The 12,570-nt window shown below is 71.8% G+C and carries 13 protein-coding genes, 1 tRNA gene and 1 pseudogene; 8 read left to right on the top strand and 7 right to left on the bottom strand.

The features are described from left to right. Nucleotides 1-54: 54 nt before the first annotated feature. Nucleotides 55-831, bottom strand: coding sequence for a DUF4097 family beta strand repeat-containing protein (locus AC07BS_RS08795; protein WP_478931102.1), 777 nt, complete (start codon nucleotides 829-831; stop codon nucleotides 55-57). A 176-nt stretch (nucleotides 832-1,007) separates the two neighbouring features. Between AC07BS_RS08795 and AC07BS_RS08790 the strand changes: the two genes are divergently transcribed. Continuing rightward, nucleotides 1,008-1,079 (top strand) — tRNA-Val (locus AC07BS_RS08790). A gap of 61 nt (nucleotides 1,080-1,140) precedes the next feature. Here AC07BS_RS08790 and AC07BS_RS08785 read toward each other — a convergent pair. The 3 genes from AC07BS_RS08785 to AC07BS_RS08775 form a co-directional block, all read right to left on the bottom strand. Next, nucleotides 1,141-1,359, bottom strand: coding sequence for a hypothetical protein (locus tag AC07BS_RS08785; RefSeq protein WP_478641354.1), 219 nt, complete (start codon nucleotides 1,357-1,359; stop codon nucleotides 1,141-1,143). Between the two features lie 179 nt (nucleotides 1,360-1,538). Beyond that, nucleotides 1,539-2,120 carry a TMEM165/GDT1 family protein gene (locus AC07BS_RS08780; RefSeq protein WP_478931100.1) on the bottom strand — a complete coding sequence of 194 codons (582 nt, stop codon included), beginning with the start codon at nucleotides 2,118-2,120 and terminating at the stop codon, nucleotides 1,539-1,541. A 217-nt stretch (nucleotides 2,121-2,337) separates the two neighbouring features. Next, entirely contained in the window at nucleotides 2,338-3,069 is a 732-nt protein-coding gene (locus AC07BS_RS08775) for an ABC transporter permease (RefSeq protein ID WP_478642086.1), read from the bottom strand. 351 nt (nucleotides 3,070-3,420) lie between these two features. On the opposite strand from AC07BS_RS08775, the gene AC07BS_RS08770 reads away from it, so the two are divergent. From AC07BS_RS08770 to AC07BS_RS08760, 3 genes are all read left to right on the top strand, one after another. Further along, a complete protein-coding gene (locus AC07BS_RS08770) occupies nucleotides 3,421-4,089 on the top strand; it encodes an HNH endonuclease family protein (protein WP_478641351.1) in 669 nt (222 codons plus the stop codon). Nucleotides 4,090-4,339: 250 nt separating this feature from the next. Next, a complete protein-coding gene (locus AC07BS_RS08765) occupies nucleotides 4,340-4,831 on the top strand; it encodes a DoxX family protein (protein WP_478931098.1) in 492 nt (163 codons plus the stop codon). A 238-nt stretch (nucleotides 4,832-5,069) separates the two neighbouring features. After that, on the top strand, nucleotides 5,070-5,708 hold the full coding sequence (locus tag AC07BS_RS08760) for a DedA family protein (protein WP_478641348.1): 639 nt from the start codon (nucleotides 5,070-5,072) through the stop codon (nucleotides 5,706-5,708). Nucleotides 5,709-5,817: 109 nt separating this feature from the next. On the opposite strand, the gene snpA is transcribed toward AC07BS_RS08760, so the two are convergent. Continuing rightward, nucleotides 5,818-6,495: a snapalysin gene (gene snpA / locus AC07BS_RS08755; protein WP_478641346.1), complete on the bottom strand. Its 678-nt coding sequence runs from the start codon at nucleotides 6,493-6,495 to the stop codon at nucleotides 5,818-5,820. Nucleotides 6,496-6,735: 240 nt separating this feature from the next. Here snpA and AC07BS_RS08750 point away from each other — a divergent pair, with 240 nt between their 5' ends. After that, nucleotides 6,736-7,719, top strand: coding sequence for a LysR family transcriptional regulator (locus tag AC07BS_RS08750; protein WP_478931095.1), 984 nt, complete (start codon nucleotides 6,736-6,738; stop codon nucleotides 7,717-7,719). Between the two features lie 48 nt (nucleotides 7,720-7,767). On the opposite strand, the gene AC07BS_RS08745 is transcribed toward AC07BS_RS08750, so the two are convergent. Beyond that, a complete protein-coding gene (locus AC07BS_RS08745) occupies nucleotides 7,768-9,123 on the bottom strand; it encodes a transcriptional regulator (RefSeq protein ID WP_478641342.1) in 1,356 nt (451 codons plus the stop codon). A 132-nt stretch (nucleotides 9,124-9,255) separates the two neighbouring features. On the opposite strand from AC07BS_RS08745, the gene AC07BS_RS08740 reads away from it, so the two are divergent. Next, a complete protein-coding gene (locus AC07BS_RS08740) occupies nucleotides 9,256-9,582 on the top strand; it encodes a hypothetical protein (RefSeq protein ID WP_478641340.1) in 327 nt (108 codons plus the stop codon). Between the two features lie 347 nt (nucleotides 9,583-9,929). Then, nucleotides 9,930-10,163, top strand: a pseudogene (locus AC07BS_RS08735) (NUDIX domain-containing protein); the annotation flags it as partial. A gap of 36 nt (nucleotides 10,164-10,199) precedes the next feature. Here AC07BS_RS08735 and AC07BS_RS08730 read toward each other — a convergent pair. Continuing rightward, complete coding sequence (locus AC07BS_RS08730) at nucleotides 10,200-10,850, bottom strand: hypothetical protein (RefSeq protein ID WP_478642171.1); 651 nt, start codon at nucleotides 10,848-10,850, stop codon at nucleotides 10,200-10,202. A gap of 189 nt (nucleotides 10,851-11,039) precedes the next feature. Between AC07BS_RS08730 and AC07BS_RS08725 the strand changes: the two genes are divergently transcribed. Beyond that, nucleotides 11,040-12,569 (top strand): glycoside hydrolase domain-containing protein, encoded by a 1,530-nt coding sequence (locus AC07BS_RS08725; protein WP_478931093.1) that lies wholly within the window; start codon nucleotides 11,040-11,042, stop codon nucleotides 12,567-12,569. Nucleotide 12,570 lies beyond the last annotated feature (1 nt).

Below are 12,570 nucleotides of genomic sequence, written 5' to 3'. Positions count from 1 at the left end.
GCCCCAGGCCCGGGTGTCATTCTCCCATCCGCCGGGGGCGGGCACACGGGCCGGTCACTCCGCGGCGCGCACCGTGATACCGCCGTTGTCGCTCCGCGCGGACACCGTACGCGCCGCGGAGTCGTCGCGGGGGACGCCGATGGACACGCCGCCGTTGCGGGAGGCGGCGTCGACCTTGTACGGGGTGCGGGGGAGGGTGACGCTGATGGAGCCGTTGGAGGAGCGGGTGCGTACCTCGTCGGGGGCCCGGTCGGCGTCGAGGCGGATCGCGCCGTTGGTGGAGACGGCGGAGACCTTGGCGGAGCGCAGGCCCTTGGCGGTGATGGAGCCGTTGGTCGACCGCAGGTCCACCGCGCCCTTGGCGTCGCGGACGTCGAGCGAGCCGTTGGTGCTGCGGATGTCCAGGGCGGTGTCGAAGCCGCGCGCCGACACGGAGCCGTTGCTGTCGTCGACCTTCACGGCCACGCCGCGCGGCACCTCGATGCGGTGCCGGGCCTCGCAGTCGACGCTCAGGCCGCGGCAGATCATGCGCAGTTCGAGGTGGTCGCCGCCCTTCATCTTCCAGGACACCTCGGCCTTGCCGCCGAGCACCTGGCCGTCGAACCAGCGGGTGACCCGGACCTCCTTGCCCTCCTTGGCGGCCGGCACGAGCTCGATGGCGGAGTTGTCGGTGTCGACGGTGAGCTCGCGCCCCTCCAGGGAGAACGTCTTCTCCTCGGGCGTGGCCTCGTCCGCGTCGGCCGTACCGCAGCCGGTGAGCACGGCGGCGGCGATCAGGGTGCCGCCGAGGAGGGCGGTCGCACGGGCGGCGCGGCGGGCGCGGGAAAGCATGGGGATCTCCGATCGGGCTGGTGGCGGCGGGCGTCCTCCGCCTGCCCGGCGAGCCTAGGAGGAGACGGGCCCCGCGCGGCATCCCACCTGCTACCGCTTCCGGGGTGGGGTTATCCCCACCTCCGTGGGGTTTGCCGGGACCCCGGGCGGGCCATGTAGGCTGTCCTTTCGTGCCAGGGCGCATAGCTCAGCGGTAGAGCGCCGCTCTTACAAAGCGGATGTCGGCGGTTCAAATCCGTCTGTGCCCACCGTGGAAGAACGCACCGAAGGCCCCTCCGTCATCGACGGAGGGGCCTTCGGCGTACGTCCTCAGGACCGGGACGCGGCCTCCCGCTTGCGCTGGGTCTTCCAGAAGGCTCCCCAGAGGGCCCCGGTGACGGCGAACAGCACCACCGCCAGCCCGGTGAGTACGGCCTGCACCTCGGTGCGGTGGTGCAGGACGACCGCGCCGATCGCCGACACCAGGCCGGCCAGAGCCGCGATCGCGGCCACCAGGGACCGGCCCCCCGTCGACGCCCGCTCTTCCATGGACACCCTCCCTGCTCCGGCACCCGCCGGCCTGTCGCGCTCTCGCGGCGAGGACCGGGTCCTGTCCGGCTGTCCCGCGCAGGGGCCCCCGCCGGTTGATCATCATAGGGTCCTGACGGGACGTCGGACGCGGGGTGGGGCGCCGGGAGGGCGCCCACCGGGTGGCGTCAGCCGTGGCGTCAGCCCGTGATCGCCTCGTAGAGGCTGAAGCCCGCCAGGGCCAGCATCACCAGGGCCGCGACCTTCGTGATCAGCTTCAGCGGGACGTACCGCATCAGCGTCTTCCCGCCCACGATGCCCAGGCCCGCCACGGCCCACAGGGCCAGGACGGCGCCCACGCCGACGGAGACGGGGTCGTCGTAGCGGGCCGCGAGGTTGGCGGTCATGATCTGGGTGAGGTCGCCGAACTCGGCGACCAGGATCAGCATGAAGCCGGCGCCGGAGACCTTCCAGAAGGACTGGTCGGCGGGCTTGCGGAGCTCTTCCTCGTCGTCGTCCTTCTTCAGCAGCAGCATCGCCGCGCCCGCCAGGAAGAGCACGCCGACGACGGCCTGGACGATCCGGTGGGGGAGGAGGGTGAGCACGCTGCCGGCGGCGATGGCCAGGCACACGTGGACGAGGAAGGCCGCGGCGACGCCGGTGAAGACGTACGAGGCGCGGTAGCGGGTGCCGAGCATCAGGCCGGCCAGGGCCGTCTTGTCGGGGAGCTCGGCCAGGAAGACGACGCCGAAGACCAGGGCGGCGACGGTGGGACTGAACACGGGTGGATTCCTCTGTCGGTGGGGCTCGCCGCAACCGAAACAGTGACCTGCGTGAATCAGGGGTCGCTTCGGCACGGCAGCGTCGTGGACACTGCGGCCGAAGGTCTCGCCGGCCCCGGTGACGCACGCGCCGAATCCAGAGCCTCCGGGCGCCGGCTGGGGCGAGCCCAGCAGTATGTCGACGGTCCGGCGAAGAGCTACTCCCCTTCTGCTCCCCTCAGGATACGGGACGCCCGCCGCCCTCCTCCCGGTGGAGCAGCCCGCGGGCGATCAGCTCCAGCACCACCGCGACCGCCACCGCCTGCACCATCATCAGCGCGATCAGCACGAACAGCTGCACCACGCCCGCCTGCGCCGGGGAAGCGCCGCCGAGCAGCATGCCCACGAAGGCCCCGGGCAGTGTGACGAGCCCCACGGTCCGCGTCTGGTCCAGCCCTGGCAGCAGGGCGTCGGACGCCGCCGTGCGGGCGATCTCCAGACGGGCCTCGCGGGCCGGGAATCCCAGTGCCAGGCCGGCCTCCACCTCGCCGTGCCGGGTGCGCAGCTCGTCGAGCGCGCGCCGGCCGGCCAGCACGGTCGCGGTCAGCGCGCCGCCGATGAGGATGCCGGTGACCGGGATCAGCGCGACGCCCCGGAGCGGGACGAGCCCGGCCAGCAGCAGGGCCAGGACCGTCGGCAGCACGCCCGCTGCGATGGGGGCCGCCGCCCACCACCAGGTGCGGTTGGAGGTGACCCGGCGCCCGGCGGTGCCCACCGCGACGGCGTACATGAGCAGCAGGAAGCCCAGGAGCGCGGGTACGGACCCCACCACCCAGCCGATGAGGGCGGAGACGGCGGCCAGCTGGACCGCCGCGCGCAGTCCGGCCGCGGCGATCTGGCGGGCGTAGTCGCGTCCGCGGCCGTCGGCGAGGCGTGCGACGGCCGCCACGGTCACGGCCGCGACGAACATGACGGCGAGGACCGCCCCGAGGGTGGCATCGGCGGGCAGCAGGACGTCGGCGGCGTGCACGCGGCCACCCTATGGTCCGCCCGCGGTCCGCGAGCCCGCGGCGAGGCCGGTGGTCCGACGTATCCGGAACCCGAACGTCCTTACGAGACAGTCCTGCTGGCGGAGTATCAGGAATCTTGAGTTCCGATCCATTTCCGATCGATTTCCGATCGATCTCACTCCATCGAACCCTTGCCTTGACATGGCCGCGTCGTCATCCTGACACCTGGCGACCACCCCCTGTCCATCCGTCGCCGCGATTCTGGGCCGCGTCCCAGCGGCCCCACCCCCTCCACCCTCAAGGGAGTTCTCATGCCCGCACTCCGCACCCCCACGGCCGCGCGCGGCCTCTACGCGCGTCGTACGGCCGTCGCGGCGGGCCTCGCCGCCCTCGTCGGCACGCTCGTGCTCAACGGCCCGGCCGCGCACGCCGCCCCGCCCACCCCGCCGGACGCCGCCACGGCCCGTACGCAGCTGGGCGCGCTGACGGTCAACCCCGAGGGGTCGATGGACGGCTACAGCCGCGCCAAGTTCCCGCACTGGATCACCCAGCACGGCCAGTGCAACACCCGCGAGGTCGTGCTCCAGCGCGACGGCAAGGACGTCGAGCAGGACTCGCGGTGCGCGGCCGTCGGCGGCACCTGGTACTCCCCGTACGACGGCGCCACCTGGGACGACGCGCAGGACATCGACATCGACCACGTCGTGCCCCTCGCGCAGGCGTGGCGGTCGGGCGCCAACACCTGGACCACCGCGCAGCGCCAGGCCTTCGCCAACGACCTCTCCCGCCCGCAGCTGATCGCGGTCACCGACCGCGTCAACCAGGCCAAGGGCGACAAGGACCCGGCGCAGTGGCTGCCGCCGCTGGAGTCCTACCGCTGTACGTACGCCCGCATGTGGGTGTCGGTGAAGTACGACTACAAGCTGACCGTCGACTCCGCCGAGAAGACGGCGCTGGCCGGCATCCTCAACCACTGCTGATCCGCGCCCGCGCGCGCCGGCGGAACAGGCCGGGCCCCTTCCTCCGCGGACCTTCACGGGAACGTGCAGGACGGGGCCCGGCCGTCGCGTTTTCGTGCCGGGGCCGAGGGCCTCCGGTGGTTCATGAACGGTCTGTTTCGATGCATCGCGCAGAGAAACTTGAACTTGCAAGTACTGCTGAGGTGTGCCTAACTATGGGTCCCGGGGGACTCCCGTCCCTCTTCCCGTCCCCGACACGAGGAGCCGACCCATGCCCCCCACGCCCACCGCGGCCGCGCCCTCCCCGTCCGCCGCGCGGACCGCCTCCGCCGCCCCCGCCTCCGGCATCGCCCAGCGCCTGGAGACGGCCCGGCCGTACGCCCTGTCCCTGTTCCGGATCGTCACCGGCCTGCTCTTCGCCTGCCACGGCGCGGCCTCGCTCTTCGGTGTCCTCGGCGGCGCGGCCGGCACCAACGGCGGCACGATCCCGGCGGGCACCTGGCCGGGCTGGTACGCGGCCGTGATCCAGCTGGTCGCGGGCGCCCTGGTGCTGCTCGGCGCCGGCACCCGCAGCGCGGCCTTCATCGCCTCCGGCTCGATGGCCTACGCCTACTTCGACGTCCACCAGGCCGGGGGGCTCTTCCCGATCCAGAACGGCGGCGAGGCCTCCGCGATGTTCGCCTGGGCCTTCCTGCTGCTGGTCTTCACCGGCCCCGGCGCCCTGTCCCTGGACCGCTTCATAGGCCGCGGCGCGAAGGGCTGACGCCGGCGCGAAGGCTCCACGAGGGCTCCGCGAAGGCTCCGCGAAGGCCGACGCCACCCGCTCCCGGCGCGGCGTCCGGCCTTCCTCCGGATTTCTTCCTGTTCCGGGGTGCGAACAACATCACGTCCCCCCGCGCCATCCCCCGCCCGGCAAAGGCGTACGCTGTACGGTTGTCAAGGCCGCCCCTGCCGCTCCCCTGCGACGTCGCGGCGGGGGACCGTACCGGGAGATGTAGGACGTGTTGGATCAGCTGGGGGCCTTGGCCGAGACCCCATGGATATACGTGATCGTCGGCTTGTCCGTACTCCTTGACGTCTTCCTGCCGGTACTGCCGAGCGGCGTCCTGGTGATCACGGCCGCCACGGCCGCGGCCGGCTCCGCCGCCGGCGCGGTGGGGGAGGCCGCACAGGGCCACGCCGGCTTCGCCGACATGTTCGCGCTCGTGATGTGCGCCGCCACCGCCTCCGTGCTGGGCGACATGGTCGCCTACCGCATCGCCTGGCGGGGCGGCGACCGCTTCGATCGCGCCATCGCCCGCTCCCGGCGGCTGACCGCCGCCCAGGCCCGGCTGGGCACCGCCCTGCTGCGCGGCGGCGGCCCGCTCGTGGTCCTGGCCCGCTTCGCGCCCGCCGGGCGCTCGGTGGTCAGCCTCGGCGCGGGCGTCATGCACCGCAGGGTCGCGGAGTTCCTGCCGTGGTCCGCGCTGGCGGGCCTGACCTGGGCCGCCTACAGCGTGAGCCTGGGCTACTTCGGCGGCCAGTGGCTGGGCGCGTCATGGCTGAGCACGGCCGTCTCGGTGTTCGCGCTCTTCCTGGCCGGCTCGGGCGCCGCGTTCCTGATGCGCCGCCCGGTGGAGGCGGAGGCGCAGGCGCGGTGACGCGGCCGCGCTCAGTGCGTGGGAGGGGCCCGGTTCCGTACGGAACCGGGCCCCTCCGCCTTTCATGTCACGTTCCCGCCCGGTGTCGGTCCCGGTGTCGGTCCCGGTGTCAGTGGACCTTGGTGAACGGCGCCTTGTCGAAGGCCTTCAGGCCGTTGGCCCAGAGCTGGTTGACCCGGCTCTTCTCGGCCGAGTTCGGGTAGGGGTTGGTGCAGGACGGGCCGGGGCCGCCACCGGACATCAGCTCGCTGCACGGGCCGGAGTAGTGGTCCGGCAGACCGAGGACGTGCCCGGTCTCGTGCGCGGTGACGCGGGTGGAGTCGTACTGCTCGTTCTGCTGGTAGTCGAGGAAGATGTAGCCGCGGCCGTGCCCGTCGGTGCTGGCGTAGGAGCCGCGGGAGTCGTTGCCCTCGTAGTATCTGAAGTCGGCGTTCGAGCCGGCGCGCAGCTGGATGTTGCGGACCGAGCTGTTCCATATCTGCGCGCTCCGGGCTATCTCCGTCGAGAAGCTCGGCGCCTGGCTGGCGTCGTAGGTGACGGTGACGGCGCGGATGCCCGGCGACGCGGCCTGCTTGGCCTTCGCCGACTTCATCACGGCCTCGAAGAATGCCTTGTTGTTCTTCTCCTCGGCCTGCGAGCCGATGTAGGACGACTGGTGCTGCCCGCTCTGCGCGGTCCGCGGGGCCGACCGCCCGTCCGCCGTCGCGGCGGAGGCGGGCACGGCGGTCAGGGCCGCCGCCAGTCCGAGGCCGAGGGCGGCCGACAGCGCCATCGTGGAGTTCTTCATGTGGGGGACTCCGTTTCGTACCGGAGCCGCTTCGGCCGGGTGCGGTGGGACACGCCGACCGGGGCTCACGGGTGAACTCGTGTTCCCCATGAGTCTCTGACGAGTTATCAATGGTGCGGATGATGCCAGTTGGCCATAGCGCCATCCAATCGCCTATCCTGCGCCACTCGTCGGCCATGAGGCCGTCCAACTGCCGTGATGCGTCCGGGATGTGTCTGGTGTGACGTACGGGGCGCGGATATGCTCCCTGCCGTGGAGCTAGAGGTCAGACACCTCCGTGCACTTTGCGCCATCGCAGACACCGGCAGCGTGCGGAAGGCCGCGGTGCAACTGGGCATGACGCAGCCCTCCCTGACCACGCAGCTCCGCCGTATCGAGGGCACCATCGGCGGTCTCCTCTTCACCCGGGGCCAGCACGGCTCCCACCCCACCCCCCTGGGTCACTCCGTCCTCTCCCGCGCCCGGCCGATCATCGCGGAGATGGCCGCGCTGGTGGCGGCCGCCCGGGACGCGGCCGTCGGCGTCGGCGGCCTGCGCCTGCGCATCGGCAGCATCGGCAGCCGCGCGGTGACCGGCTGGCTCCACCGCATCCACCAGCGCCTTCCGGACACCGACACCACCATCCACATAGAGGTGTCCTCCAACACCCTGCTCCAGCTCCTGGCCACCAACCAGCTCGACGTGGCCTTCGTCCACGAGACGACCGGCTTCCCGCTGAACGTCCCCGAAGGCGTCGAACGCCGCGTCCTCATCGCCTCCGAACCGCGCTTCGTCGCCCTGTCCGCCGCGCACGCCGCGGCCGCGCGCCCCGAGGTACGCCTCTCCGAGCTCGCCGACGAGGCCTGGATCGTCGACCCCACGGCCGACGACGAGGCCACGTCCCTGCGCCGGGCCTTCATGGCCGCCGGACTCGACCCCCGGCTCGTCCACGTCCGCGACAACACCACGGCCGCCGAACTCGTCGCCTGCGGCGAGGCCGTACGCCCCCTGGCCCCGACCGCCGAACCCGCCCCCGGCACCGTCGTCCGCCCCCTCGCCGGCGACCCCCTGACCACCCAGCTCTCCCTGGCCTCGCGACACGGCTCCTTACCCCTGCGCGAACTGGACGCCCTCTTCGCCGACCTCATGTCCGCGTACGCCGAGGCGGCCGGCGCCAGCGCCGCGTACCGCGCCTGGCTGGACGACGGGGGAGGGCGGCCGGTGCCGTGGACGGGGGGTGGGTGAGCGGGCCTATGTGGGGTCCGCCGCCGGGGGTGCCTTGTCGTTGTGGAGCTACGCGGCGGCGACCAGCTCGCGTGCCCGCTCGTTGAAGTCGGCCACAAGGCGGCTCTTCCCGAACGGCTGCATGCGCTTCTGCACATCCACCACAGCCTCAACGGCACGCGACGACTTCACCTGCCTCGTCAGAGTCAGCATGCGGAGACCAGCGGCGTAGGCCGAATCGAGGTCCCGCCGCTGCACGTGCGAGGCCGCCAGCGCGGCATGCGACATCGCACCGCGCCGCGCTCGCTCCTGCCTCTTGGCGACGTCGATCGAACGGCGGGCGTGTTCCTCCGATCCGCTGGAGTCCCCCAGGTCGCGAAGCGTGTTCGCGTGCTCTCCATGCAGGTAGGCCGGATCGATGAACGCGGCCCACGCCGGTTCCTCCTGAAGGCGGACCCGCTCGTAGGCCCGCTCCGATTCGGCGACCGCACGCACGGCCCCGGCCTTGTCGCCGAGCAGGGCCAGCGCTCGCCCCTCGAGGCACCAGAGGTCGGCCAGGCAAGCCGGCGAGGTTGCTTTCGCGAGCCCATGACGGCCGGCCTGCGCCAGCCTGCGCCCCTCGGCGGGGTTGCCCATCAAGGTCGCCTGATCGGCCATTCCCGCGAGGACGTGCGCCCCGAGCGCTACGTTCTTCGATTCGTCCGCGAACCGAAGCGACTGGATGAGATACCGCTGCGCGGTCCCTTGCTCGCCATTGTCGTAGGCCATCCAGCCGAGGAGATACGTCTGCTCGGCCACGGCCTCGCACAGGGCCCGCCGGACGTCGTCGGCGTGCGTGCGACGCAGCAACGGGTAGACGTGGTGGTTCATGTACTCGGCCAGCACCAGCCGGCCCGATCCGCCGCCCTGGAAGATGTCCATGCGCTGAAACGTCGTGAACATGTTCCGCACGGCACTGACGTCCTCGAGTCGCACGCGTGGCGCGGAGGAGTCGGGTTCTTGGTCAAGCGTGTTCAACAGCCAGTCCCGGGAGGGCCCGAGTCCGGCAACAGCCGCGAACGGTGCGGCTGCCAGGAATGCACGTCGATCCACGTCCGCTCTCCCCAGGTCTGCGACAACGTCAACCGTATCTGTGTACGAGGAGTTGTACACGAGAGCATCGTCCGCGGTGGTGCTGTCGCCGAGCCCGAGATCGTATGTCGTGACCCGGTATCCGAAGTGATCGGAAAACACCGCCGCCAGGATCTCGGGGACCGGCCGCCGCGGCTGTTCCCCTTCGACCCAACGACGAACACCTGTCGTGTTCGGGGCAATATGAGGCTGGTTCCACCGAGCCGCCTGGGCCCTGACCCTTCGCGCGAGCTCCCCGCGGCTCAGACCCGATCGTTCCAAACAGCTCTGCAACGCGACATTCGGCGACCCCATCCCCTACCTGCCTTCGTGCGCGTGATCGCGGAAGCGACACCCTTCGACACCCCCTCTGACGGTACCGCCGGATCGCTCGTGGATGTTGCCTAAGCAACACGCGAACTCACCTCACCAGTGCGGGGAGTACCCATGGCAACGCCCACCACGGGAACCAGAGGCGTCGACGCCGAACCCCAGCCCGACGATTTGATCAGCAAGGTGGTCCAGGACACCAGGAGAGGCCGTCTCGGCACGGTCATGGACAAGATCGGACCGCGCTACCAGCTGCGACCGCTCGACGGCGGACGCGAGTGGGAGGCGGCCGGTGACGACCTCGTGGTCGTCACCCCGCCGCGGTGCGCCACTATCGACAGACTCAAGGCCGAACGCAGCAAGGCGCACCAGGCGGGTCGCGTCGTCGAAGTCCGCATGTTCAACGAGGCGCTGGGCCGTCATCTGCGGGTGATGCACTCGTGACGATCGCTGACGTGACAATGCCGGTACACCGATGAAGCGCCTGTGGCTCCGGCTGCGTCGGGCCCTGCACGCTACGCGGACGGCGTCGCCTGCGCCCCACCGGCTGCGCCGCAGGCGTCGTGGGCCGAGGCATGCGGTCCGTTCGCCCACCCGCCCGCCATGCCGCACCCAGGCCTGCCGCCCGCCGTCCACCGCCACTACGCGCCCGTCATGCACACGTGCCCGACCAACGAGCCCCCCACACGGCTTATCGCGACACGCCCACCTGCCAGCCATCCAGGCCGCCCCGTCTCCGGCTGCCCGCGTGACCGCCGGCCGTCGGAACAGCCGCAAAGTCCCGAACGCCGATGCGATGGAAGGTTCGCAGCATGTCTCCAGCCACCTCGCCCGCCCCTGGCCACCCCGTGACTTCTGCCGCACTCATCACGGACCCGCGCGACCGCCTGCTGCTGGTCCACCCGGCCGACGACAAGGGAGCGTGGCACCTCCCCGGCGGCATCGTCGAACAGTTCGAGTCCCCCCTCGACGCCGTCCGCCGCGAAGGCCGCGAGGAGCTCGGCCTCGACCTCGACATCGATGAACACGACCTGTTCGCCGTCCGGATCTCTTCTCTCGGTTCAGAAGGCCCCCCGCACGGTCGGCGGGACGGCCTCCTTACCGTTCGGGACGGCCCCGGCGGCGAGCGGGTGGTGGCCGAGTGGTGCCAGGGCCGCCAGGAACAGCGCGCCCGCCACCGGCAGCAGGTCCAGGTCGCCCGCCGCGAGCACGATGCCCGCGAGCACCGCCACCGGGCGCCACCAGGCGATCCGCCGCAGCACCGCCGCCTGCGCCACGAGCAGCACCAGTCCGACGTAGAAGAGCGGCGGCCCGGCCGTGTAGAACACCGGCCCGGCGCCCGGGACCTCCCGGACGTGGGTGAAGAGGGCGTCCATCGCCGCCCGGTCCACCGAGCAGTAGCCGACGAGCAGGTCGATCAGCGTCTGCCCGGTCGCCGCCGCCGCGCCCAGCAGACCGAGCCACGCCCCGGCCGCGGCGAACCCCCGGCCCACCCGGCCCCGCCCGTCCGCCGCCACGCGCCGCAGTCCCAGCAGCACCGGGACGAACGACACGATTCCGGCCAGCAGGGCGAGGTGCCCCAGCGACCAGGCCGGTCCGGGCCCGTGCTCGGGGTCGGCCAGCCGGAGGAGCCCGTACGCCGTCATGCAGAGGGGAGCGAGGGCGAAGGCCGTCCGCCGCCAGGACGCTGCCGTGGTGTCGTCGCGTGTCATGTCTTGATCATTTCCGTCGGGGCTCCCCGGCGGCCTCGGGGAATGCCCTGAGCCCACCCGGAGAGGTCCCCGAGGGGTGGGGGCGAGGCGGGTCCGGGGAGAAGTTCGGGTGGGCGTGCGGATTCGGGCGAACGGAGTTGGCCGTACCGCGTCTTTGTCCGGACCAGAGGGCGGTGCGAGCATGCGGCGATGGCTGACGAGATGGTGCGCACGGCACAGAGGCTCTACAACGCCACGTACGCCGGTGTGAGCGGTCTGCCCGTGCTGGAGGAGAACGGCAGGACGTCGTGGGACGTCATGTACGCCCTGACCAGGGCCTTGCAGTACGAACTCGGCGTCTCGCCGATGTCGAACAACTTCGGCCCGGCCACCCTGGCCGCGCTGCGGGCCAAGTACCCCGTCCTCGACCGGGACCACGGCACGTCGAACATCGTCCGGCTCGTGCAGTCCGCCCTCTACTGCAAGGGCTACGACGGGGGCGGGCTCGACGGGGTGTACGGCGGCCGGGTGGCCGGCGCGGTCGGCGGGCTGAAGCGTGACATGGGCGTGGCGGCCGCGCTCCCGGGCGACGGCGTCCAGCCCAAGGTCTTCAAGGCGCTGCTCACGATGGACGCCTACGTCCGGGTGGAGGGCGGCGACGACGCGGTCCGCGCCGTCCAGCAGTGGCTCAACGGCCGCCACGTGGACCGCCGCGACTTCTTCGTCGTCCCCTGCGACGGACGGTACTCGCGGGACGTCCAGAAGGCCCTGGTACTCGCGGTGCAGTACCAACTGGGCATGAGCGACGACGTGGCCACCGGCGTGTTCGGGCCGGCGACCAGGGAGGGGCTGCGGAAGAACACCGTCGCCACCGGGTCGAGCGGCCCGTTCGTCCGGTTCTTCACCGCCGCCATGGTGTTCAACCGGCGGCCCGGCGTGTCCTTCGCGGACACCTTCACCGACGGACTCGCCGACGCCGTACGGGCCTTCCAGGACTTCGTGAAGCTCCCGGTCACCGGCGCCGGGGACTTCCCGACCTGGGCGTCGCTCCTCGTCTCCTGCGGCGACACCACCCGGCGCGGCACGGCCCTCGACTGCGTCACCGAGATCACCCCGGCCCGCGCCGACGCCCTGCGGCAGGCCGGCTACCTCGTCGCGGGCCGCTATCTGTCCAACGCCCCCGGCTCGTCGTGGAACAAGAAGATCCAGCCCGGCGAGCTGGCCGTCATCGCGGGCAAGGGCCTCCGGGTCTTCCCCATCTACCAGACCTACGGCGGCTCGGCCGCCTACTTCAACGAGGCGCAGGGCGCGGCCGACGCCACCGCGGCCCACGAGGCGGCCCGCGGCTACGGCTTCCGCAGCGGCACCTGGATCTACTTCGCCGTGGACTTCGACGTCCTCGACCAGCAGGTGACCGACAACGTCATCCCCCACTTCCGCGGCATCGCCCGCCGCCTGGACGAGTTGGGCGGCACGTACCGGACCGGCGTCTACGCCCCGCGCAACGCCTGCTCGCGCGTCTCGGCGGCCGGCCTCGCGACGTCCTCCTTCGTGGCGGACATGTCCACGGGCTTCTCCGGCAACCTGGGCCACCCGATGCCGGAGAACTGGGCGTTCGACCAGATCGCCACGATCGGCGTGGGCGAGGGGGACGGCCGGATCGAGATCGACAACGACATCCTGTCCGGGCTGGACATGGGACAGAACGAGTTCGACGGGGCGGAGGGCGGGGAAAAGTGAG

It is taken from the genome of Streptomyces sp. NPDC044063, assembly GCF_056434285.1.
The sequence above is the reverse complement of the archived record's forward strand: the minus strand, read 5'-3'. Positions and strand labels throughout refer to the sequence as shown.